Annotated in this window: 25 protein-coding genes; 12 read left to right on the top strand and 13 right to left on the bottom strand. The window is 57.0% G+C overall.

Going from position 1 to position 23,275, the window contains the following annotated elements:
* Positions 1 to 14 precede the first annotated feature (14 nt).
* The 8 genes from F3H95_RS24205 to F3H95_RS24240 are packed head-to-tail and all read left to right on the top strand — an operon-like array spanning position 15 to position 7,796.
* Positions 15 to 713: a type IV secretion system protein gene (locus tag F3H95_RS24205; RefSeq protein WP_149747836.1), complete on the top strand. Its 699-nt coding sequence runs from the start codon at positions 15 to 17 to the stop codon at positions 711 to 713.
* A complete protein-coding gene (locus F3H95_RS27535; RefSeq protein WP_149747837.1) occupies positions 706 to 942 on the top strand; it encodes a hypothetical protein in 237 nt (78 codons plus the stop codon). The genes F3H95_RS24205 and F3H95_RS27535 overlap by 8 nt, the downstream gene beginning before the upstream one ends.
* A gap of 4 nt (positions 943 to 946) precedes the next feature.
* Positions 947 to 1,975: a type IV secretion system protein gene (locus F3H95_RS24215; protein ID WP_149747838.1), complete on the top strand. Its 1,029-nt coding sequence runs from the start codon at positions 947 to 949 to the stop codon at positions 1,973 to 1,975.
* 33 nt (positions 1,976 to 2,008) lie between these two features.
* On the top strand, positions 2,009 to 2,701 hold the full coding sequence (locus F3H95_RS24220) for a type IV secretion system protein (RefSeq protein WP_037093755.1): 693 nt from the start codon (positions 2,009 to 2,011) through the stop codon (positions 2,699 to 2,701).
* A complete protein-coding gene (locus F3H95_RS24225; protein ID WP_149747839.1) occupies positions 2,698 to 3,510 on the top strand; it encodes a TrbG/VirB9 family P-type conjugative transfer protein in 813 nt (270 codons plus the stop codon). The genes F3H95_RS24220 and F3H95_RS24225 overlap by 4 nt, the downstream gene beginning before the upstream one ends.
* The gene (gene virB10 / locus F3H95_RS24230; protein WP_149747840.1) at positions 3,510 to 4,709 is read left to right on the top strand and encodes a type IV secretion system protein VirB10; all 1,200 of its coding nucleotides are present in this window, start codon (positions 3,510 to 3,512) and stop codon (positions 4,707 to 4,709) included. Before F3H95_RS24225 ends, virB10 begins: the two co-directional genes overlap by 1 nt.
* Complete coding sequence (gene virB11, locus F3H95_RS24235; protein ID WP_149747841.1) at positions 4,690 to 5,712, top strand: P-type DNA transfer ATPase VirB11; 1,023 nt, start codon at positions 4,690 to 4,692, stop codon at positions 5,710 to 5,712. Before virB10 ends, virB11 begins: the two co-directional genes overlap by 20 nt.
* A complete protein-coding gene (locus F3H95_RS24240; RefSeq protein WP_149747842.1) occupies positions 5,709 to 7,796 on the top strand; it encodes a type IV secretory system conjugative DNA transfer family protein in 2,088 nt (695 codons plus the stop codon). Before virB11 ends, F3H95_RS24240 begins: the two co-directional genes overlap by 4 nt.
* Before the next feature lie 7 nt (positions 7,797 to 7,803).
* On the opposite strand, the gene F3H95_RS24245 is transcribed toward F3H95_RS24240, so the two are convergent.
* From F3H95_RS24245 to F3H95_RS24255, 3 genes are read right to left on the bottom strand one after another with little or no spacing between them, the layout of a single operon-like run.
* The gene (locus F3H95_RS24245; RefSeq protein ID WP_052642558.1) at positions 7,804 to 8,016 is read right to left on the bottom strand and encodes a hypothetical protein; all 213 of its coding nucleotides are present in this window, start codon (positions 8,014 to 8,016) and stop codon (positions 7,804 to 7,806) included.
* A 6-nt stretch (positions 8,017 to 8,022) separates the two neighbouring features.
* Complete coding sequence (locus tag F3H95_RS24250; RefSeq protein WP_149747843.1) at positions 8,023 to 10,509, bottom strand: conjugal transfer protein TraA; 2,487 nt, start codon at positions 10,507 to 10,509, stop codon at positions 8,023 to 8,025.
* A gap of 3 nt (positions 10,510 to 10,512) precedes the next feature.
* Positions 10,513 to 10,914, bottom strand: coding sequence for a DUF6290 family protein (locus F3H95_RS24255; protein ID WP_107341890.1), 402 nt, complete (start codon positions 10,912 to 10,914; stop codon positions 10,513 to 10,515).
* A 546-nt stretch (positions 10,915 to 11,460) separates the two neighbouring features.
* Between F3H95_RS24255 and F3H95_RS24260 the strand changes: the two genes are divergently transcribed.
* The 4 genes from F3H95_RS24260 (at position 11,461) to F3H95_RS24275 (ending at position 13,827) form a co-directional block, all read left to right on the top strand.
* Complete coding sequence (locus F3H95_RS24260; protein WP_149747844.1) at positions 11,461 to 12,165, top strand: ParA family protein; 705 nt, start codon at positions 11,461 to 11,463, stop codon at positions 12,163 to 12,165.
* Between the two features lie 76 nt (positions 12,166 to 12,241).
* Entirely contained in the window at positions 12,242 to 12,613 is a 372-nt protein-coding gene (locus F3H95_RS27540) for a hypothetical protein (protein ID WP_244618125.1), read from the top strand.
* A complete protein-coding gene (locus tag F3H95_RS24270) occupies positions 12,610 to 13,032 on the top strand; it encodes a hypothetical protein (RefSeq protein WP_149747845.1) in 423 nt (140 codons plus the stop codon). The genes F3H95_RS27540 and F3H95_RS24270 overlap by 4 nt, the downstream gene beginning before the upstream one ends.
* A gap of 171 nt (positions 13,033 to 13,203) precedes the next feature.
* Positions 13,204 to 13,827 (top strand): helix-turn-helix transcriptional regulator, encoded by a 624-nt coding sequence (locus F3H95_RS24275; protein ID WP_149747846.1) that lies wholly within the window; start codon positions 13,204 to 13,206, stop codon positions 13,825 to 13,827.
* 104 nt (positions 13,828 to 13,931) lie between these two features.
* Here the strand turns inward: F3H95_RS24275 and repC (F3H95_RS24280) are convergent, their stop codons facing one another.
* The 10 genes from repC (F3H95_RS24280) to F3H95_RS24325 all read right to left on the bottom strand — a co-directional run bounded on the left by repC (F3H95_RS24280) (position 13,932) and on the right by F3H95_RS24325 (position 22,630).
* Positions 13,932 to 15,170, bottom strand: coding sequence for a plasmid replication protein RepC (gene repC, locus F3H95_RS24280; RefSeq protein ID WP_149747847.1), 1,239 nt, complete (start codon positions 15,168 to 15,170; stop codon positions 13,932 to 13,934).
* A gap of 191 nt (positions 15,171 to 15,361) precedes the next feature.
* On the bottom strand, positions 15,362 to 16,375 hold the full coding sequence (gene repB / locus F3H95_RS24285) for a plasmid partitioning protein RepB (RefSeq protein ID WP_149747848.1): 1,014 nt from the start codon (positions 16,373 to 16,375) through the stop codon (positions 15,362 to 15,364).
* Positions 16,372 to 17,586: a plasmid partitioning protein RepA gene (gene repA, locus F3H95_RS24290; protein ID WP_102022175.1), complete on the bottom strand. Its 1,215-nt coding sequence runs from the start codon at positions 17,584 to 17,586 to the stop codon at positions 16,372 to 16,374. Before repA ends, repB begins: the two co-directional genes overlap by 4 nt.
* Positions 17,587 to 17,766: 180 nt before the next feature.
* Entirely contained in the window at positions 17,767 to 18,636 is an 870-nt protein-coding gene (locus tag F3H95_RS24295) for a zincin-like metallopeptidase domain-containing protein (protein WP_149747849.1), read from the bottom strand.
* A 223-nt stretch (positions 18,637 to 18,859) separates the two neighbouring features.
* Positions 18,860 to 19,924, bottom strand: coding sequence for a Fic family protein (locus F3H95_RS24300; protein ID WP_244618126.1), 1,065 nt, complete (start codon positions 19,922 to 19,924; stop codon positions 18,860 to 18,862).
* A 65-nt stretch (positions 19,925 to 19,989) separates the two neighbouring features.
* Positions 19,990 to 20,196 carry an antitoxin VbhA family protein gene (locus F3H95_RS24305; RefSeq protein WP_037093580.1) on the bottom strand — a complete coding sequence of 69 codons (207 nt, stop codon included), beginning with the start codon at positions 20,194 to 20,196 and terminating at the stop codon, positions 19,990 to 19,992.
* Between the two features lie 119 nt (positions 20,197 to 20,315).
* A complete protein-coding gene (locus tag F3H95_RS24310; protein WP_102022171.1) occupies positions 20,316 to 20,648 on the bottom strand; it encodes a DUF736 family protein in 333 nt (110 codons plus the stop codon).
* 395 nt (positions 20,649 to 21,043) lie between these two features.
* Positions 21,044 to 21,520, bottom strand: coding sequence for a thermonuclease family protein (locus tag F3H95_RS24315; RefSeq protein WP_149747856.1), 477 nt, complete (start codon positions 21,518 to 21,520; stop codon positions 21,044 to 21,046).
* Positions 21,521 to 21,546: 26 nt separating this feature from the next.
* Positions 21,547 to 22,089, bottom strand: a complete 543-nt coding sequence (gene repC, locus F3H95_RS24320; RefSeq protein WP_244618127.1) for a replication initiation protein RepC — start codon at positions 22,087 to 22,089, stop codon at positions 21,547 to 21,549.
* A 139-nt stretch (positions 22,090 to 22,228) separates the two neighbouring features.
* The gene (locus F3H95_RS24325; protein ID WP_149747852.1) at positions 22,229 to 22,630 is read right to left on the bottom strand and encodes a ParB/Srx family N-terminal domain-containing protein; all 402 of its coding nucleotides are present in this window, start codon (positions 22,628 to 22,630) and stop codon (positions 22,229 to 22,231) included.
* Positions 22,631 to 23,275 lie beyond the last annotated feature (645 nt).

A 23,275-nucleotide genomic window follows, 5' to 3' on the forward strand; every position in this document is an offset into this window, starting at 1 on the left:
CAAGGAGAACGGCCATGAAAAGAGCATTTCTGACTGCGTTTTCGCTAGCGATGGCGTCTACCGCGTATGCACAGGTTCCCGTGATCGACAGCGCCAATCTGAAGATTGCAACGGAAACCTCTCAGACGACCGATCAGATCCTGGATACGAACAAGGAGGTTCTGAAGACGGTAGAAGAGACGCTTAAAGCCGTCACGGGGGATCGCGGGAGCGTTTCGAATCCCATGCAGAACCTCGCCGTTGGTCAAGGGTTCAGCGTTTCTCAGATGCCGTCACTCGACAGCCTCATGCAGGGCGGAGTCCCGAACTTCGGCAGCATGAGCGGTGACATCGGCCAGATTGCCACCACCTTCATCAACGGTCTTCAGCTAGTAAAGAACTTGTCTGGCAAGGCGGACAGCACGTTCTCCGGCGACAAGTCCTACGAAGAGATGATGAAGACCGTCCTTGGAGTTGCTGCCCTAGTCACCGGCTCGCAACAGGCCGTTCAGTCGCGAACACAGGCATTCCAGCAGGCAGGTCAGCAGATCGGCCAGGCCCAAGACATCAAAGGGTCCATCGATCAGAACACGCAGCTGCAGGTTCAAACCGGCCTGACGATCAACGAAATGATTGGCGTGATGAATGGGGCGGTCGGCTCCTTGCAGGCTCAAAACCAGCGCCGCCTTGTCGACATCTCCAATACCAAGAAGGCGCTGACCTACGGTGACTAAGACATTTCGAGTGAAAGGCTTTGTGCTCCTCTCCGTTCTGGTTGCTGCCGGCTTAACCGGCTGCGCCGGTGCTCCGAAAGAGAAGACTGCACCGTGCAAGAGGCCGGCAAACCTCACATCCTACGCCGAGGATCCGCGACATGAATGTGGCCCAATGACCAGCGTGAATGGCAACCCATCGGAAGCGCTAGCGGCGATCGACGCTTTCGCTGCAAGCGGAGAGCAGTGACCCCATGAACTTTCTAGGCGGCCTGCTTGAGGCTCTTGAAGATGCAGGGCGGAATTTCTCGGAGCGGGCTTATGAGGTCGTTGGCGACGAGATCATGCCCTTGCTGACGATCATGCTTATTGCCTACGTCGCCTATTACGGACTTCAACTCGTCATGGGGACCGCGCGAGTGAGTGTCGGAGAGATCGTCGGCCGGGTCGTGCGGATGATGCTTATCGTTGCCTTCATTGATCAGTGGGGCAATTTCCAACTTTTCTTTTACGACTGGCTGAACAACACGCCGGAAGACGTGGGGCGGGCGCTTCTTACGGCAAGCGGTACCGGGATAACTGAGCCAACAGACGGCCTCTCCATGATTTGGGAGACGGCGAATAAAGCAGCGGCAGCTTTCGCTGAGCAGTCGGGCTACTTCGCCATTCTGCCGGGTCTCGTGGGCTTCCTGATCATGCTAGCGGTTGGGCTGTTCATTGCCGTTGCGCTTGCAATCCTCGTGCTTGCGAAGGTGATGATGTGGGTGCTGCTTGGCACCGCACCGATCTTTATCGCCTGCCTATTGTTTGATTCCACGCGCCAGTACGGAATGGCTTGGTTCCAGCAGGTTTTGACGTACGCGATCATTCCGCTCTTCGTTTACGTCGTCGCCGCCTTTCTCATCACGACCATGGACGCTGAACTGCAGAAGGTCGCAGCGGCAGCATCCGCGAACGAGATCCAGCTAGACGATATCTCGGCTTTCGTCCTGATCTGCGCGGCGGGCGCTTTTGTCCTCTTCAACATTCAAACGCTCGCCCAGGGAATTACCGGGGGCGTGGCAACGGGCGTTGGGCAGATCGCTCGATCGGTTGGCTACGCGACCGGTGTTGCACTGCCGGCACGAGCTTTGACCACGGCCCGGTCTGTCGCCGGGAGGGCTGGAGAAATTGGAATGGCTGCACGCACCAGAACCCATGCCGGCATGAAGGAAAACACCCGGAATGCTGGTGCGGCAGAAGCGATACAAAACAGAATTACCAACAACAGTCTGCCCAACTAGGCAACTGGTGGCGGGAATTAAGGGCTAGGATACATGGCAGAGAATAACGATGCTCTCCGGAGCTATTTTCAGGATGGGGACCGTTGGGAACAAGAGATCGTCAAAAAGGCCAAACGATCCAAGGCGTTCGCTTGGCTGATTACGCTGATCTTCGGCGGCATCACGATCCTGTCGCTCTCCGCGTTGGTGATGCTCGTGCCCCTCAAGAGCTTCGAGCCGTACATTGTCGAGGTCGACAAGAACACTGGCTATATTGAGGTCAAGACAGGGCTGACCCGAACATCGAACATCACCGATCAGCAGGCGGTCACTCAGGCGAATGTCGTCCGTTACATTCGATCCCGCGAGGGCTATGATCCCTTTGCCATCGAGCAGAACTTTGGAATTGCAGCTTTGCTCTCCACCGGCGACGCAGCGCGCGACCTCCAAGCCCAATGGAGTGCCGCGAACCCTGACAATCCAGCTCGCCGGCTCGGCAAAAATAAGTCGATCACCGTCGACATAAAGTCTGTCACCTTCCCCAACACGACAACGGCGCTCGTCCGGTTCTCGACGCATGAGCGCTCTGATTCAGACGTCATCACACGCCATTTTATCTCTATCGTTCGCTATCGCTACACGGATACGCCTGAGCGCAACGAATGGCGCTTCGAAAACCCGTTGGGCTTCCAGGTTTATGACTACCGCCGTGATCAGGAAACGGTGACCTCGGGAGGCCAGCAGTGAAATATGGCTTGCCTCTCGCAGCGTCGATCGCCGCTCTCACGATAGTCCAAGCCTATGCAGCGCAACAGCCCCGCCCTGGCAGTCTGGATGCGCGTGTGACCAGTGTCGTCTATCAGCCGAACAACGTCGTGAAGGTATCTGCGACCTACGGCATCTCAACGATGATCATCTTCGACGAAGATGAGAAGTTTGAGACGATCTCGCTTGGCGACACCGACAGTTGGCAGGTTGCCCCGTCAGAAAAGGGCAACATCCTTTTTGTCAAGCCGATAGCCAAGGATGTTTCCACAAACATGAACGTGGTGACCTCAAAGAGGATCTACTTCCTTGAGCTCAACGACTATGCACCGGAAGCAGGGAAAAAGGTCTTCGGCATTCGCTTCGTTTATCCGGAGAAGAACCTGAACGAGTCTCTGCGGAAGGAGGCTGAGTTTCGGGCAGCTAACCCGAACATTTCGAGCATCGACAAAGCGAACGTCAATATTGACTACTCTTTCTCGGGCGACGCGGCGCTGAAGCCGACAATGGTCTTCGATGACGGAAAGAAGACCTTTTTCAAGTTCGGCCGAGGGACCGTGCCGGCCATTTTTGGCGTTCAATCCGACTTCTCCGAGACCCTGCGAAACTTCCGCAAGGAAGGCGAATACATCGTCGTTGACGGCGTAGCCACGCAATACACGCTCCGGGACGGAAACCAGTGGACGTGCATTTTCAACCTCCGCAAGCCAGACTTTGCAGCACCTGATCCTGACATCATGGCTCCGAAGCCGGATCCTGATGCCAGCAAACGCAGGAGGAGCGGCAACTAATGAAGCGCAGCCCTGAACTCGACGCAATGGCGGCGGCCGACGAGGCCGAAATCAGCAATCAAAACGTGAAGCGCAATCAAACGGTCGGCATGGCCGCCCTTTTGTTGGCTGGCGTCTTCGCCGCGTACCTGGTGCTCGCCAGGTCCGGAGAAAGCCCGCCTGAAAGCCCCCAAAGTGAGGAGGAGTTCCGTACCACAACCTTCCGGCCGCCCGGTTTCGTGCGCGATGGAGAACCCACTCCCCCACCACCCGAACAGCCTGTGTTGGAACTTCCACCTCCGCCAGCTCCGCCGGTGGACGTCACTGAATTCAACGTGCCTCCCCCGCCCGAAGTAGCTCAACCGGCGAGCGCCCCCCCGCCCGCCGAAGAGGTATTTCCGGAGCGATTTCGGTCAAAGCTAATCACGCTTGACCAGAACCTGGGAGGGTCCGCGAATGGTTCGCTCGATGGCTCGAACAGCGGCACGCCTTTGACCGTCGCTGGCGAGGATCGCAACAGCCAGTACCTGTCCTCCGCAAGTGCGATCGGTGACCGTTCCGCCAAGGCCCGGCAGATTGAGCGCATCGACGCCATGATCCCAGAGGGCACGCTGATCCCCGGCATCTTGGAAACGGCGATCGTCAGCGACCTTCCGGGCCAGGTCCGGGCCATCACATCCAAGGATGTCTACTCCTTCGATGGGCGGCGTGTCCTGATCCCAACAGGAACACGCCTGATCGGGGAATATCAGTCCGAAGTTACGCGGGGGCAGAAGCGGGTCTTTGTCGTGTGGACGAGGCTGATCCGGGATGACGGCGTGTCGGTGCGCTTGAACTCCATCGGCACGGACAGCCTCGGGCGATCGGGCCTGACGGGTCATGTCGACAACAAGTTCCGTGAGCGCTTTGGCGCATCAATCTTGCTGTCGATCGTCGGAGGCGGTGCAAGCTATCTAACCGGATACGGTAGCGACTCCAGCTCCGGAAACGATGACACTGAGCGAGGTGCTGAATTGGCGCGAGAAACGATCGCGCAGACCTTCAGCGACATGGCGAACACGGTCCTTGCCGAAAACTTGAGGATCCCGCCAACGATCAGCGTACCGCAAGGCGAGCGGATCTTTGTCTATGTTCGCCAGGACCTCGATTTCAGCGCCATGTACGACGATCCTGTCACGGAAGCGATGAAGGAGATCAAACGTGAACGTTATGGTAGGTAACACGACCGCTCATGATCCTCATTATTTTCTGAACCGGTCTCTGGAGCCCATCAGGCAATTTCTCGATGACCCGAAGGTGGTTGAGATTGCAGTGAATCGGCCAGGCCAAGTTTATGTTGAGCGCTTCGGTGCTGATCACATGGAGCATCATGAAATCGATGCTCTGACGGCACGCGAGATCGAGAACATTGGCGAGCGGGTTGCCGCAGCGACAAAGCAGTTCCTCAACGCCGCTAATCCGATCCTTAGCGCAGCACTGCCGACCGGCGAACGTATCCAGGTCGTCTTGCCGCCCGCGGCACCTGACGGTGGGTCGATCACGATCCGTAAGCAGGTTGTGCAGAATTTTTCTCTGCAGGACTACCGTGACAACGGCTCTCTCGACAAAGTCTCGGTTGCCGTCGGGGGCCTAAGCGACGTGGATCGGGAGCTGATCGCCTATCTACGCGCGGAGAAGATCTACGACTTCATCCATACGGCCATCACGAAGCGGGTTTCGATCCTGATCAGTGGCGGCACGTCGTCGGGCAAAACCACGTTTCTGAACGCGTGCCTGAACTCTGTAGACCTGAATGAGCGGATCCTGACGCTTGAAGACACTCGTGAGCTATTCCCACCACAGAAGAACGCGGTCCACCTGATCGCCTCCAAGGGTGGGCAAGGCACTGCAAACGTGACGATGCAAAACCTTCTTGAATCGGCGCTTCGAATGCGGCCGGATCGCCTCTTTGTTGGCGAGATTCGTGGCGCTGAGGCCTTTTCATTCCTTCGCGCCATCAACACAGGCCACCCGGGCAGCATGTCGACAGTACACGCCGATACGCCGCTCGGCGCCTATGAACAGCTTGCCATGATGATGCAGCAGTCCGGCATGTCCGCCGGCTACTCCAAGCAGGACCTGATGTCCTACATCCAAATGGTCATTCCGATCGTGATCCAGCTCAGGCGGGAAGGCGGCAAGCGCGGGGTTTCCGAAATCTACTTCGCGCGGGATGCATCATGAGTAAGGGGCTACAGGCCTTCTATCTGTTCTTCTGCCTGTTGATCGCATTTGCAGTCTGGATGCTGGCATACGGGGCGGGGCTTCAGCTCTTCTACGGTGACGGTAGGATCCTCGAGGCGACAATTACCTCAAACCCATTCGCACCAATTCAGCAGTTCTGGGCCTATAGCTCCTCCCCGTCCCTTCAAAAAGTCGCGCTCGGCTCCGTAGTGCCCGCGCTGCTCGTATCAGGCCTCATTGCTTACCTTGGGCTCAAACCTACCAGCAATCCATTGGGCGATGCGGCCTTTCAGGATCTTGCAACCCTTCGGCGCGGGAAGTGGTTTGGCAAGAAAGGTCACATATTTGGTCGCATCGGGAGCAACGTCCTCCGCGCGTATGACGATCGCCACCACCTCATTATTGGCCCGACGCGATCCGGTAAGGGCGCGGGCTACGTCATCCCCAACGCTCTCATGCACGAAGGCTCTATGATCGTCACGGATCTGAAGGGCGAGGTCTACAAGGCAACCGCCGGCTATCGGAAGCGCAACGGCAGCCAGGTCTTCTTGTTCGCGCCGGGTTCCGAGACGACCAACAGCTATAATCCCTTGGATTTCGTTCGTCCGGAGCGAGGCAATCGCACGACTGACATTCAAAATATCGCCAGCATTCTTGTACCGGAAAACACCGAATCCGAGAATTCAGTTTGGCAAGCCACAGCTCAACAGGTTCTCGCCGGCGCCATCAGCTATGTTCTCGAAAGCCCCTTCTACAAAGGACGCAGGAACCTCGGCGAGATCAACTCCTTCTTCAACAGCGGGACCGATCTGCAGGCCTTGATGAAGTACATCAAGGAGAAGGAGCCATACCTGTCGAAGTTCACGATGGAGAGCTTCAATTCCTACCTGTCTCTCTCGGATCGGGCCGCGGCCTCGGCACTGCTTGATATCCAGAAGGCGATGAGGCCGTTCAAGAACGAACGCGTTGTGGCCGCAACGAACATGACCGACATGGACCTTCGATCCATGAAGCGTCGCCCGATCACAATCTACCTTGCCCCGAACATCACCGACATCACGCTTCTTAGGCCGCTGCTGACGCTGTTCGTTCAACAGGTGATGGACATACTTACCCTTGAGCATGATCCCAACTCCGTGCCGGTCTATTTCCTGCTGGATGAGTTTCGCCAGCTGAAGCGCATGGACGAGATCATGACGAAGCTGCCCTATGTGGCCGGCTATAAGATCAAGCTCGCCTTCATCATCCAGGACCTGAAGAACCTGGATGAGATCTATGGTGAGACGTCCCGACATTCGCTCCTTGGCAACTGCGGCTATCAGCTCATCCTTGGTGCCAATGACCAGGCCACGGCAGAATATGCTTCCCGCGCGCTTGGCAAGAGAACCATCCGATATCAGTCTGAATCCCGCACTATCGAGCTTATGGGCCTCCCGCGCCGAACAAAGGTCGAGCAAATTCGCGATCGGGACCTGATGATGCCGCAGGAAGTGCGCCAGATGCCCGAGAACAAGATGATCTTGCTGGTGGAGGGTCAGCGGCCAATCTTTGGAGACAAGCTGCGCTTCTTTAAGACGCAGCCCTTCAAGGAGGCGGAGGCCTATTCTCAGACACACATACCGACCGTTCCAACTGTCGATTACCTGCCACCTAAACCTGTTCCAGCGACCACGCCAGCCTATGCCAATGCAGGCCAGGAACAAGCTGAACAAGCGGAAGCGATAAAGCCTGCGACTGAGGCGAAAGAGGAGGAGCCGCGGGCGCCTGTCCAGGAGGAGGCTCCGAAAGAGCCAGCGCCCTCCACCTCGCCCGCTCGTGTTGTGAATCCATCCGCCCTGGCCAACAAGAAGGTCAGCGCCGGGGGCACTCCGGAACCTGCTAAGGCAGCTGTGCCCGCTCCCCAAAAGCGCACAACACCTGTCTCAGAGAACGACATCGAAAAAGCGCACAATGATCGGGTTAGTCGTCTAAGGGAGGTCGTCGAACGGGAAGCCGAAGGCAAATCACCGCGCAAGAGGAAGAGCTTGGAAGAGCTATTCGCAGCGACCGTTCCTGATCCAATCATGGAACAGGCCGACCGCTAATTCAGGTTCAGAAGGGCCAGAAGCTGGCTGCGTACTGACCCGCCTCTGTTAGCCAAGCCACAGAAGCATGATACCAGCCGATCACGGTCCCGTAGACCTTGATCAGGATCGCGAGGATCCCAACGGAGACCATACCCCACACCATCATCTTGCCGACGATGTCGGCAGACTTGGGGTCGTTTACTTCCACCAGGTAGGTGTTCTGATTACCGTCCTGCATGACACTTTAGCGATCACGGTCGTCCCGATTACGCTCCCTCTGTTCAACCTGTTCACGCTCCAACTCCTCGAGACGAGGAATGTGCTGTTGCGCGGGATCAGTCCGAGTGGTCTCGCCGCCCCGCTGGGCCGCTTCCCTGTCTCTGTTTACACGATCTTGCTGCCTCTGAGTAGCGTCCACCGTCTCAGCGAGCTGGTGAGCCTCACGCTCCGCTTGCCCAATCGGACGTTCCTCTTCCAGATCCACCCTGAGATCGCGTTGGCGATCGTCGGCAGTATCCGCAGTTATCGGCTGCTTGTTTGACTTGTTTTCGTCCCCACGCTCTTCATTACGTTCAATGGTCTCGATCTCCGCGCGCAGTTCCGGATCCTCGTTGGCAACATCCCGGAGATAGCCGTTTCCGGAAGCGGCGAGTTGAGCTGCATGATGAAGCGAAGCCTCAAGGCCCTTCTCATACTGCTCCCGGTTTTCGTCTCCGAGATCGCCGGCTTCGATATGGGCGAGGCCGGAGCGATAGTGTTCCACATTTGCCATCGCATCGCGACCTACCTCAACGACAGCCTCTCCATGCTTGGCAACAGCTGCCTCCCACTGGACGTTAGCATTCGTCTGCTCTTGCACCTCGGATGCCGTTCTTTCCGGCGCGACGCCACTTTCTCTGGAGACGTCGCCAGCAGCGTTTCGTCCATCCTGCTCATCAAGCCCACGCTCCTTCAGCTCAACCATCTGCCTGCGCAGATCGACGATCTCGCGAGCGAGGGAGGACACTTCTTCGAAGCCTGACCGGTCCTCTGGACCAGCGCTGCGCTGAAGGTTGAACAGAGCCGTTTCAACCGTCTTTTCGTACGCTTCGAACTCTGGGCGTGTTTGCTCGCGCATGTCCTTTGCCTCCGACAACATGTCTCTGATTGCGACCATATTGGAGCGGTAATCACCGCCGAAATCTGCATGGATGACTGCACCAGCAGGCGATTGATCCGTTTGGGCAAGGCCGTTTTCCAGATAGGAGCGATGCTGAGCGGCGTAGGCCGCAACCACTGTGTCGCCGGCGTTAACTGCAATCTTCTGCCAGGTCTCCTGCGCTTTTAGAATGTACTGGCGGCTTCTCTGGCTCGTCGCCACCACGCGCCGACCAGCTCGCTTTGCGTCATATCGCGCCTGCGCTGGCTCGCTGGTGCCGACATGCTCGGTTCGACCGTCATGCTTGACGGCGCGAACCTGATTACGCGTGAAGGCTGGCGGCGTGGCGAACTCGCGGCGATCGGTCATTTCCATATTGATGCCGTGGTCACGCGCCTTCTCGGCCATGACCTCCCGCCATTGCCGGAAGGTGGCCGGAGTCGTCTCGATCCGATCGCCCGATTCCGATCGCATGGTGACGATGGCATGGGCATGAACATGCGGCCGCTTGCCCCCCTCCCCTGCTTCTTTCGGATCGCTCTCCGGATCGTGCATAGCGAAAACGTACCGATGGCCCGCAAACTGCTCAGCCAGGAAGTCGCGAACAGCTCCTTCGAAAGCGACAGCATCCGTGCCGGCACGCGCCGACATGATCACGTGCATCACGTCACGGCTCTTGCGGCTATGCAGCTCATCCCGCCATTCCTTTTGCACCAGGTCGCCCGCAGCCTTGTCATCGGCAATCGAGCGTCCCTGATCGTCTCGAACGTCGTTCCGCTGCGCGATCAGGTCTCGCAACTTGGCAGCGCCATATTCCACGCCATTGCCATAGCCTGTGAACGAGAAAGCCGCGGGGGCCTCTTTCGCAACGGCGCTGGCGTTGAAACGCTCCTGAACGATGGCGGCCGCCTTCGCGTCCGCCGTCAGCCGCTCGCCCTGACCGCTGCGCAACACAACATAGCCGTCGACGCTCAAGGATCCATCGTTTCGGGTTTCGACAGAGTAAGCGTAGCGTCGATCACCAAAGCCACGCTTAAGAATGTCCCGCACCTGCTCATGCGGGTCCAAGCCGCCAGAAACGCCAGACAAGCTCACCTCGACGCTAAAAGCGCCGATATCGCGGCTCTCGGTCCGGTTCTGGAAAAGGTGATCCCAATCGCCACGCAGACGCGCCAGCTCCTCACGGCCACGCAACGTCTCGCCGTTCTCGTTCTCAACCTTCAGCTCCCCCCCTCTGGAAACATAGTTGAGCATCGAGCCGACGCGGGCGCCACCACCGTAGGAAGCCAGTTTGACCACGGCTGGCTGGCTCCCTTTGGCAACGCTCGCAAGACGAACGTCCATTGATCGCATAGCACCCGAACCGGCAGCCATCGTCCTCGAAGGCGATGACACATTGAATGCCGAAGTTCTCACCCCTCCCCTAGATCCCGACCCGCCTTTAGACATCCCAACCTGATGCTGCAGATTCTTCAGTCTCTTCTCAAGCTCTTCCTCGACAGCCCTCCCACGGCCGCCGAGCGTCATTTCGTGCAATAGCGCCGCGCGCCTTTGCTCCCATTCGCTTGTGAAAGTGCCGAAAAAGAACTCCACGGCCTACACCTCGCCTCGGCGCTCATGCCCGGCACGGCGCGAAAGTGTCCGCAGCTCACTCATTACAGCCGCCTGAATCCGCTGTACGTTGCCAAGGTTGATGTCCAGCTCTGAGGGATGGACACCCTTTCCTGCATTCAGGGAGCGGGCTACCTGATTCAAATTGATGCCGATCATCCGCATGTCTTCGAGCAACGCGGCCATGATCAACCTGTCTTCCGCAGTCAGAATGGGTCGAACGCCAGCACCCTCGAGGAGCAGCGAACGGAAAAAAGCAGACACACTCATACCGGCCGACTTGGCCGCTTCTTCGATGGCCGAATACTCTGCATCGCTGACGCGCACGTTGATTAGACGCCCCTTGCGTTGCTTGGCTGTCGGCACTTCGATTGTGTCCTCACTCATCAATCGACTAGGCCTCCCCGGAGCTTTGCGACCCTCATCGTGGGCTTGTCCCACGATCGCAATGCAAAATGTAAAACATTTTTGCGTATCCTGCCACTCTAACCTAAAGCACTTTACCCTACTTTCAATTTAATTCCACCTCTTGACTGGCTCCGCTTCGCTTCGCACTCTTTCCGTTGGAACGCTCAGCAGGGTTCACCGCCAAAACCGCTTCTGAAGGCCTTTGTCTGTCCCTCGTACTCAGGCGAAAGGGACGCTTCGCTCTTCACCCTTGCGCCTTCCGTGCGAGCGCCAAGTGAGGCCTCACGCGGCTCCGGGGTTCACCACTCGACCCAGACACTTGTAAAAACCACACGACCAACTCGTGTGGTTTCATAGATGTTCTAAAGCGTGTGTTCACATGCATGTTTTGATCTTAACCTGCGTGTGTTCACATGTTAAGTTTGCTTCGATGTGAAGATCTTAACGACGATACTGATGTGCCGATTGAACCCACGTCGGATCGCTAGGGGGCGGGGGAACCATTAGTCTTGAGAGGATCGTGCAATGGCAATCTGCATATCGCTGGTAAGCGGCAAGGGTGGAGCGGGCAAGACAACCGCCGCAATCCTAGTCGCTGGAGAATATGCGCTTCATGGTAAGCAAGTGCTCTTGGTCGATGCCGATGGCCGACAAAACCTGAATGAGTGGTGGTCCCGTTCCGATGCGAAAGACAACAGGCCAGACGGCATTGAGCTTCGCACGGCAGTAACCAACGCATCACTTCAGCATATTCTGGAGAACGAAACGCATGGGTTTGACGTCGTGCTGATCGACTCGCCCGGTCAAGACACCGTGCTGCGAGACACGATCATCGCCGGCTCGGACATCGTTATGACCCCGATCCAGCCAAACCAAGACGAGATTCTTGCTGCCGGCCAGGCAGCAATGGACGTGGCTGACACCTGCGATCGTACCGGGCGAAACATTCCACATCTCAACTTCAGAACCCGGATTACTCTCCCGGGACGTTCACTGGAAGCCTACCGCCTGATACGCCCCTTCATCGCAAACTTGCAGGAACAGGGATATGATTCATACCTCTTGGACACTGAGCTTTATGAGCGAAACCCATACCGCGACATCAGACTTGGATATGGGACGCTGCAAATGCTGGAGCTGAGCGACTCAGTCAAAAAGGCCCGGAGCGAGGTCATGACCTTGATGCAAGAAATTGAACGTTTCCTGCCGAACGAGCAGAAGAGGTCGTAAAATGGCTAAAGGGACTTCCAGCATATCTGATTTTCCCGTTGCACCGCGACGGTCCCGGGGGAATGTACCCAATCCAATGTCGCAGCCGGCTATAGACAACGAAGCAGAAAACGCGGTCGCCAGCCATCAACCGGACGAGGTCGCTGTCGAAGAAGCTCCCGCTCAGGTACCAGCCGTTCAGGTGCCCCCAAGATCAAGTTTGATTTTGCCCTCACCGGAGGCTCGCCGGGAGAGAGCGACGAACAAGTCGTTGGAGCGTGAGGCGTCCAGGATACGACTGCAGGAGCTCAAGCAGAACAAGGCGCGCGAGAGCAAGCACTTCGTCAATTGCCCTCTTGATTACGACACCAAGAAACGCTTGGAGCGCGCAGCCTCTGAAAACGACTTAAAAATGACGGTGATCGTCAAGGCCGCAATCGACCAATTCCTGAAGGATAATGGTTATTGATCCTCGACCTTCGATTTCTGGCCGGGGTCGCCGTAGGCAGCGTCCTCGGACTGATGATCGCCCCCGACGGGTTAGAATCGGCAGGGTTATACCTTCCGACGATCACGGGAAATATCCTCGGAATTAGCTCATCTGCACCAGAGCCGATTAAACAGGCTGATTGGCCAACCAACGAACGCGCAAAAAGGGAGCTGTTCCGGTTCGCGATGTGGGACTTCGAGACATTTGGGCCGAAGTCTCAGATTTTGATCACTAGATGCATCAGCATCGACCAGCTTTCCTTGGCTTGTGAAATGCGCGTGAAGCTGAGCTGGATCTCCGAAGAAAGAACGGTCGAAGGCGTTTTTCAATCCAGCGCCCAAGGCTGGAGCCTGATCGCTGCGAAAGCCGTGAACAGGAATGCTCCCACTGGATCTTGAGGTGATGGACAACGCGCCCTGAGTTGCGGATTTACATCGAGGAAATCAGGATCCTGGCGTTCATTCCCCCATTTTTGTTAGGGTTTTGTAACTGGCGCGCAGGATGACAGTGCCTTAATGGCACGTTATGGTGCGTGATATCTGCCACAGGCGGATTTGGGGACTGAGGGAATGCCGACGGTGCGGAATCTATCCGACTATATCAAATCAAGGGAACTGGTTGAGACTACAGATCCAGATTTCCAGAGACCCTTGTACCGCAAGGACGGATTCGACGGCATAGTCAGCTTCGGCGAGATCGACGCAAAACTTTCCGCATTCCTACTCGACGAACGCGCGAAAACTGGTCTGACCCAGAGTGATTTCGCGACTTTGGCTGGTCTCGCTCGAGTGGTCTATAGCCGCTACGAACTGAACATTTCGCGACTGACCGTCTCTCGAATGATTCACCTTTCCGAGCTCCTTGGGTTCCTGCCGATGCAGATGATTCATGCCGCAGCACCTCATCTCTACGGTAAAAATCCTGAAGAGGCCGATGATCGGGTTGAACTCTTCAGACTCATTCATGACCTCCCGCATGACACCATACGCAGTTTGATCGGTATAGTTGGCCAACTGACGCCTAAGGATGTTCTTGAAGCTCGGCAAAAAGCGGAAGCGGAGGCCGAAGCACAAGCTGAGGCCGAACGCCAACGACTGACTAGAAAAGCGGCTAGAGTCAGCAGGAAAGGCCGTCCCCCTGGCCGGCCACCAGGTCGAAAATCATCCAAGGTCGATACCCCGATAGACGATTGAAGAACGGAAAGGGCCGTCAAGTGATGGCCATTTAGGAACGCGTCGTCCCTCGTCCCTGTGGTCTATCTGATCGAGCCCACGACCCGGTGCGTCGGCACTACCGCTCACCCCGCTTTCAGATCGCTGTTCGCATTTGCACGCATCAGCGACATCAGCATCGGTCCCAGTCCGAACTCCCCTGCCCTCGCTCGGCGCGTGAGATCGCGGAGATATCCACCTGCCGAGTTGATATGCCCTGCCCTCTCCAGAATCGCTGCCACAGCGACTGCGGCGTTCTCCGGTCCCATCACCTCGCAAGCTTCTTGATAAGCCGACGGGCTGACGCCAAGCATTGATCGAACCACCACCGCAGCGCCCATCAGCTCGCGCCAATGGGAGATCGTGCCGCCGGGCCCGTATTCCGAAATCTGCGGGCAGGCTTTCAGGACCATGGACAGCGGGAACGCCTTCATCTGTTCCAGCTTTGCCAATGGCTGAGCAACCGCTTTGGGTGCTACTTCCAGCTCGACGGCTCCGCCCTGCTCTTTTCCAGAGCTAGGTTCAAGTTCATAGATGGATTCGGGTTTTGAATTCTGTATGTGGCAGCCATTTTGAACACCATTGCCGTCCATATTTTGAGAATCTAACTGATTTTCCAGAAGGTTGAGGATTTCAGTGCGCAAAAGCTGAATCTCGTCGAGGATTGCCTCCACCTGGTGACGGTCAGGATTGCGGGGAAGTCGGCTGACAATGCCGACATACATGTCTTCGATGGCCTCCCAGTCGCCGTCGGCCCCCTCCTCCATCGCGGCGGAAATTAGCTTGCGTACATCACGCCGGCAGATAGTCAGCGCCTCTTTGGCCCGTCTAAACTGCAGGCGTTCGGCAGCGACTTCCTGTGCCAGGATTGCAAGTTCCGCAGCACGAGCCAAAAGTGGAGAAAGATCGAACCCGAAAGCTTGCTCGATATCGCCACACTTGTCCCGGTGAGCGTAGCGCTTCCCGTTCGGACTATCCTTGCGCTGGATGAGCCCGGCTTCGACCAGGGCAGCCAGATGTCGCCGCAGGGTCGTCCCAGTGATGCCGTGCGCTCTGACAGAAAGCTGGGCGTTCGAAGGGAAGACCACCAATCCGCTATCGCAGTTGAGCTCGCTTTCCGGATAAAATGTCAGCAATGCGTCCAGCACAGTCAGCGCCCTGTCCTGGAGGCCGAGGCGTTCACGGGCCTCACAGGCGTCGCGAAACACCTTCCATTTTTCGACCGGGCGGTTTGGTTTTGTCTCGGACGTCTGGAGCTGCCTCTTTACAAGAGCAAGCACAGCCGGCCGCCGCCCAAAGGGCGTCGTCACATTTCCCGTCTGCATATTCCTTCACCTTTCTTCAGGCAAAAGAAATCCGCTCACCAAAACGATGCCAAAGACCCTTGACTGGGATTCATGGAAATGCGATTCTCGATCTTGCTAGGAATTGAGAGAGGCTTCCATGACGGAAACGTTTTGGGGGCCTTTTTCTTTTGTCGCGGTCTCTCCTCTTGACCAATTAACGAGTGTCTCGATCACACCTCTTGGTGAGTTGGATCGGACTGATTGTTGTATTCGCTTAGAAGGTCAGGCATTCGGTCCGCCAGCCAGCGCGCGAAAGCGCGTTCCTGCTTCGGGATTGAGACCGTAGTTCCAGCCGAATTACTCTTCATGCGGCCAAAAACTCGGTCACCCACGGCGAAGTCAACAATCTCTTCAGCTGGTTCCGCAGTCACTTTGTCGGCTGCAGCACTTGCAGCTCGTATCGCTTGGGCAATACGGCTGGAGCTGTCAGCGCCTCGAAACTCGACCGTGTCGATTATCTTGCGAACACGTGCTGCGCTGCTCGGATCTTTCAGCAACTCGGCAAATGCGGTCCATTTCGGGCGACCAACTCCTTTTGCTCTGCCGATCGCAAGAATGATGTCTTCGGGAACCGCCTCCGTCACTCGAAACAGATGCGATATTGCCGCTTCTGAAGCTCCCAAGATTGGGCACATGGCGCGATGGGAAAGGCCAGCACTTTTGAGCTGTACTGCCCACATTGCCTGCTCGATCCAGGTCAAGTTTTCCCGAACACCATTCTCAAGCGATTGCTCTTCAATCAATTGCCGATCGGAAAGCTCTCGAACATACGCTCGAATCTTTATGGTCTCCGGGCGATCCGCTTCTGCCATTATGGCCTTGATCGCCGCCCATCGACGGTAACCGTAGGCAAGCTGGTAATGATCCGGTTTCGTCGGATGCGGCCGAACGAGAACCGGAATTTTTTGGCCTTCGCTTGCGATGGAAACCTTAAGCGCCTCGAGCTCTTTGGCCGCATCTTCGTCGTTGCCAAAGCGATCTCTATAGGGGGAGCGGTCGATACGGTCAGGATCGAGTGAAATGACACTATCTTCGGTGAGCTGTGTCAGTGCTCGACCCACATTGGAAATGACCGGTGAAGAGTGCCGCCGCGCCAGCGAGGGCTTGTCAGACGCGTCCGACACCACAGCAGATTCTGTCCGGTTTTCGGCGGCCGCCATTCGCTGAAGGATGCTTTTCTTCATGTGCTACGCCCCCAAACTTTGTGAACGAGATCGAGGATTTCGGAGTTAACTCGATCAGCGCTCTCAATTGCACGCTTCAACGCTTCACGACCGACCTCGCCCGACTCGAGCTCGTATAGGGTCTTCTTCGCTACCGCTGCACCGGCGATTGCCGTCGATTCGAGCGCCTCCGCAACCAGTACATCATCACCAAACAATCGGCGCATGACTCCAGACATGTACTTCTGAGGCCCGTCATTCGGGTTCACGCGGGTGAGCAGGAAACGGAAAAAGTCATGCTCAAATTTTGCTCCAAACTGCCCCAGCACCTCCGATAGATCGGAGATCATGATCAGGAACTGATTGCACGATGCCACGTCGAGCATCGCCGGGTGAACGGTAATGATTAAGGACGTTGCTGCGTAAAGAGCGGCGAGCGTTGAGTATCCAAGGGACGGTGGGGTGTCGATGATAACGATATCGTATCGATCATCGACGCGGGCCAGGGCACTGCTTAACCGCTCGAAAAACAAACCCAAGTCATCTCTGGTTTTCGAGGTCAGATAGGACGGGGTATCAAACTCAAAGTCCATTAGCTCCAGATTGCCAGGAACTAGATCGACACCCGGGAAATAGGTTGGCCGGATCACTTCAGCGAGCGGCCGCCTCTCATTGTCATATCGAATGGCTGCATAGGCTGTTTGATTCTCGCCGAGATCGAACTCCGGCTGAATACCAAATAGCGCAGTCATCGATGCTTGCGGATCAAGATCCAGACACAGGACCCGATAACCCTGAAGCCCTAGAAAATGTGCAAGATGGATAGAAGTGGTTGTCTTGGAACTACCACCTTTAAAATTCGCCGTAGCAATTACCTGAAGCTTTTCCCCTTTGCGACGATGCGGAAGCAGCTCGCCAGCTTCGTCCGGACGAAGTTCGGCCAGGAATGCCCTCAGTTCCTTGACCTGTTCTATCGTGTAGGTTCGCCTGTTGTTTTCTGCACGCTCGGGCAAAGGCCCCTTCCCTTCCAGCGTCAACTGGCGAAGAGTACTTTCCGGAACCTTGAGTAGCCTCACTAGGTCAAGGGTTGAGAATGTCCGACCAAATGTTTTCTGCGCAGAGGGTGGATAAACAGCCTCACGCATATCGTTCAGCTCCGCAGAGAGTTTCGAGGTGTAGACCCCGATCTTCGACGCAGTGTCTCTGACGCTCTGAGAAGCTGGCTGCAACATTCAATCCTCTTGACGGTTCTGACCACTTTACGAGATCATTTCCGTCAGGGATGCCAGACTGACTCCGATTCTTCAAGGCGTTTTTCGTTAACAAGAAGTTAACGCATCAAGGATGCCCGACTTTACAGTTGTAAAGTTTTGGGTCGATGCGCATGAGGCCCGACAGTTATGCCAGGGGCCCTACCCTTTAGAAGAGCTGAACTGTCGCAGATAGTCAGCGACTGCCTGAGCCTTTGCGGCGGCAGTGATGACTGCACGTGAATCCTGCTTGAGCACCTTGAGCCAGTTTTCAACGTAAGTCGCGGTGTTATCTCGCGGATCATGCTCGATGCCAAGATCGGCGCAGACGAACGCGGCTGAGATCTCGGCAACAAGCTCCTCCATGGCGTAGGCCTCACTGCCGAACCGCCCACTCAGATCACGACCCAAACGTGCCTTTGCACCACTCCAATGAGAAATTTCATGAAGAACAGTGCTGTAAAGGTGAACCTCGCTGAGGAACCGCCCCCGATCCGGAATCAGAATGTCATCGAGACCAGGGCGATAACAAGCCTGCTTGCCGCCGTAGGTGATCTTCGCGCCAGTGCGATCTATGAAGGATTCGACGTTTTCGAGAACTGGAACGGCATCCATTGGCACATCATCGGCCGAGCTCTTGAATCGGTCAGGCAGGTTATCGATCTGCTCGACGTTGAAGACAGCGTAGCCCCTGAGATAGGGGAATGTGCGATCGTCCGCCTCCTGATCCTTTGGCGTGAAGGTGCCGTACTTGACGACGAGGGTTCCTTGTTCGCCCTTGCGGACCTGGGCGCCAAGCTCCTGAGCCTGCCGGTAAGTCATCCATGTGTTTTCGTCGTAGCCGGCGATTTGCCCGGAGAGCCACAGCATGACCACGTTGATGCCGCGATAGGCTTCGCCGGAGGCACGCAGCGGCGTAGCCGACCTGCGAACATTTCCGCGCCATGGCCGAATCCAGGGCTTGGTGCCGGCCTCGAGCTGCTGGATGATGGTGTCGGTGATCCGCTGGTAGGTGTCCTTTACGCTCTGCATTGCCGTCTCCTGTTCGTTGGTTGACGGCAAAGATCCGAAGATAGCGGAACGAGCCCATGCACCCGTAGGGCCGCAACGGAGTGTAGGACCGCGCAAGCGGTTGAATGGGGAAGGGGCTATCGTAGTTTGTCCGTCAAATCATCCAACGGACAGGGGAGGGCGCAGAGCTCCGGCACCCCGGCGCCAACGACAAAGGCCCTCACTGCAGCGATAGGGCCGCAGGTCAGCGTTCTCGGTCGTCTTGGTCGCGGTTTCGCTGGCGATCAGCAAGCTGCTGCGCTTCGATAGCCTTAAGCTCGGCATTGATGTGCTGCGACTGAGGCTCTTGGGCCTTTTGCTGACCTGGCTGCGAATGGGCATCTTGGACCTGTTCCGGCCGACCCAGAGTCTTGAAATCAGATCGAGCGGTGAACTTAACTTCCTCGTCGTCAGGAGGCATCCGCTCGGGGAGATCAGCACGGTCTACGGCCACAATCCCCTTTTCGGTCACGAGGCTCGCTACGCGATTGTCATGGCCGAGAACCTGGCCTTCGATCACTTCGCCCGGGCGGGCCGTGCGGATATTATGCTCGAACGGTTTCTCGCCAGCCTGCTCAAGATCGGACATGGCACTGCGGATCGCCTCGCGGCGGTTAGGATCCATCGCATCCTGGATGAGGTGCTTCATAGCAGGACTGGACGGATCATTCGTGGTCTCAATGGATGCCTCGATCATGCGAGGCTTGGTGATGACACTCAGATCGATGTCATGCCCATAGGTGCGGCCCAATGAGACCACCAGAGCTTCGTTTGCCCTTCCATTGCCTTCGCGAAAGGCATGAACATAGTTCAACTCAGATAGGACGTGAGCGGCCTTCTCGGCGAACTGCTCAGGTGTGGCGGCTCGCAAGCCCTGAACGTCTCTAGCAGGCCTCAGCGCCTCGTTGAGACCCATTTCGATGCGCGAGCCGGGGAGGAAAGTCGTATCGCCCTTCGAAAGCCCGCCTACCGGCTCTACCCGATGCCCATCGACGACAGGACTTTCATTTCGCGTATGTCCTGCCCATTCATAGACATCTTGAAAGATGTAGCCGTGCAGAGCCTTCAGATGCGCTGCGTCGTGATTCCCGGTCGGGCCTTTTCCCTCAGCCAGCTCCGTTTGCCTCAAAGCCGTAAAAGCGTATTCGGCCTCACGTAGCGCCGAATGGCTCCTGATATCCAGTTTGTTCTTCAGAACATCCCTGAAATCCTTATCCTCTGAAGTGTTTGGATAGGTGTAGGAGCCTTTGGCTTCATCATCGCGGGCCAAGCGAAACCTCATGCAAAAAAGCCGCCTGAGATCACAGGCGGCCGCGAGAAATATCTAAGTGATTATCAAGCCCGCTTGAAGCGGGCCAGCAACTCTTGGCGCATTTCCTCGGAAGTGATGTCTCCCGCAACGTAACGGCCGTTTGCTTCTTCCAAAACCGGATCGCCAGTGTAACCCTGCCGCATATTGGCGGCACGAGCCTGATCGACGGCTTTCTGTCGGGCTGCAACAGCTTCCGGAGAGCGATCGGGGCGAGGGGCATGAACGTTCATTGGCGGAGCCTCCAGTTATTATTCAACTTAGCACAAAAAGAGCCAAATATCCAGCGAATGCGGGGTAAGCGGCTCTTTTATGGTGGGAGCCCGATCAGAGATCGGGCCTCCCAGAGCGATCAATCGCGGGGTTCCCATTCGATGATGGCCTGCAGTGCCACGTCATCTTGGCCGGGGTAGCGTCCCAAGTTGGCGTTGAAGCCGAGGCGCTTGATGGAGAGGGTGTAGTACGGCTTCCCTTCTCCGCTGGTCTTCTTCCAGATGCCGCCAACTTCGATGTCGTGGCCGCGAGGTGATTTGGCATAGACGCGATGCGTCGGAGCCTTTTCGTTGGTGGAGTCGAAAGGTGTGACCTTGATATCCAGGTCCCGGTCGATCGTGGAGATGAGGCCGGTTCCCTTGGCGTTGTCGATGTCGTCTTTGTCGAACTGAATGAAGTTGGTCATGCTCATGTTAATCACTCCTCTATGGTGGTTGCGATGATCGTTCATTAGGCACGGCGAAAAGCGGTGCGCACCGTAGGCCGGAGCGCAGCGAAGGAGGCTGGACGGGGACAAATTTTGTTTCGCGAGGAAGCCGAAGGCGGGGAAAATTTGGAGACGAACGGCTTTGCGCCAACCGCGTCGCCGTGCGAACGGGCATCAAGAGCAACCACTTTGGAGGTGTGGGGCCTGAGCGCTTGCAGCAATACGTCACCTCGACAAATGGGACATCGGCACAGGTCAAGGGCGGGATTGTGTTGAATGCAGCCGAACCAGCAGCCTGAAACAAGAGGCTGGGGTAACCGATGGTTTCGCCAAAACATGAGATCTCGCCATCTCTTGCCCATATGAGCGCCGCCAGTCGTTCAGGTGCCGGAATGGCTGCGGCGATAGGAGGAGGGCGATTCAACCTGAGCGCCCCACAAGCCTTGGCCTCGCTGTCGGGCTCTTACCTCGGCGCGGCGATACTGGTCCAGATCGATCGGGTGGGATCTTGGCAGATAACGCAACAGGAGGCTGGCTTGGCCCGCCTTCACCATTTCGAGGCCAATATCCGAGTTGTCGATGAAGCACTGGCCGACAAGGCGTTTGTACTGGTCTCGATCGACTTCAACGCAGCGGACATGCTTGCCATCGATCATGCGGGCGAGGAACCGTCGTGCCTCGATGCCGCACCTCCATATCGCGCCATTCTTGAAGCCGGTCTGATCGCGCTCACAAGCATCAATAGCCGCAATGCGGATCCTCTGTTGGCGGATGCTGAAGGTGTCTCCATCAATCACCCGCGCTCGGCCTGAATAGTCGGCCGCTGCAGAAGACGCGGTGAACAGAAGCGCGGCCAGCGCGGCTCCAACTAAGCGATTTTCTATCACGAGTGTGCCTCCATTGAGTTGCGGGCTGCCAGCCCAAATACGGAGCGGTTCAGATGAAGGTCACCGCTCGCGGCACGGTCGGCCATGGCCCGCAAATACCCACCCGGCGAGCTGATCTCGGCCCGCGTGTATTTCTCAAAGGTGAGAGCGATAGCAACAGCGGCCGCCTGCTGCCCCATTCGCTCCACGGCCCGCTGGCGCGCATCTTCGGACACTCCGGCGATGCGGCAAAGTTTGGGAGCGATCCGGTCCAGGTCCGCCCAACTACGCGGGGGCTGGTAGCCATATTCGGCAAGGCTTGGCGTAGCCCGCCACACATCTTTCAGCGCCACAAGTGAAGGCCGCACTTGCAGGTGCCTATTGCTTTGGCGCGAACGGCTCACCAGGCTTTCTTCAAAAGCCCTCTTGCTGGCGGAGCCAGCCTCTAGCGAACTGACTTGTTCGGCGTCAGCCGAACGCCGTTCATCATTACGAGCTTCAAAAGGCTTCGGGGTTGTAATCTGTATGTGCATGTCGTTTTCGACATCCGTGCATGTCATATTTGCATCTATGTCGGAAGCGTGCGGGGTCCGATTCACGTTGCGGAGTCGGTCGGCAAGCCACTCCAAAAGCATTGTGGCCTTCCGAAGGGCGTGGGCCGGCTCGTGCCTGGCTGATCCGATGAAGGCGGCGATCTTCTCAACACGGGAACCGGACGGCGATGTCCTTGATGGACTTGCCCTCATCGAATAACGCTCTGAATGCCTCGAACTGGTCGGCGGGGTGCATTGCTTCCCGCATCACGTTCTCGGTCAGGCTTAACTCCGTGGCGTCACCCGCCTCCCGGACAATGACATTTACAGCGTAGTCAGCCGTGATCTCGCCCCGTTCGGCCAGAAGATTGAGGGCTGCAAGGCGGCGACCGCCGGCGGTTACGAGGTATCTCCCCTGGGATGCCTTGCGCACCACAAGGTTTTGAATGACGCCATTGGCGAGGATCGAGGCCGACAGGCTCTCGATGCTCTCCTTGGTGTAAGTCTTCCGGACGTTCTTCGGGTCTGCGTCCAGCTTGTTCAATGCTATCGCGATGATGTCGCTCATGGTCTCTTGCTCCAGTTTTTCCCGTTTCCCTTGGGAGCAAGCCCCGCTACTGGGCGAAGCCTCTGCCTTCGTTTTCGAAGGATGTGCCCCCACATCCGGCGGAACGAAGGGGGAGGGCTTGAGCCCGCTCCCGTTAGGACGCCGATCGGGTCATGGGGCGGGAGGAAGGAAAAACGGAAGGTTTGCCGGCTTGACGGCGAAAACCGTTTTTCCTGACGAGCGACAGCGCTTGCGCGCTTGCCCATTGGCGCGATCGGCGACCTATCGTAAGAGCGGTACAGGGTAGGGTCGATGCGCGGCCGATCCCGGCCGCTCCTTGTGGATGCGAACCGGCGACGCCGGTTCTCCGTCTTCTGAACCAGGTTATAAAACGACGGATCTGCCCGCTGCGCTCCGAGTGATGAGCGCTCCGCTCCTCGGGCAGCTCTCCATTTCAACTTGATTCAACGTGTCGATAGCGGCAGCAGCCGCTCGGCTCGGATCGATCGGCGCCAGTCCGAGATCCGAGAAGGACAATGAAGAGCATCGGAGCTTTCAGCATAGCGCCGCCCCTCCTTCAGGGGCGGGAAAGCGGGAATTCTCGACACGGTTTTGACGGAAGAAGGGACGCCGCAGGAGGCTTAGCATAGCGCCGCGAAGCGGAAG

This window comes from Rhizobium sp. RU35A (genome assembly GCF_900156005.1).
GTDB lineage: Bacteria > Pseudomonadota > Alphaproteobacteria > Rhizobiales > Rhizobiaceae > Neorhizobium > Neorhizobium straminoryzae.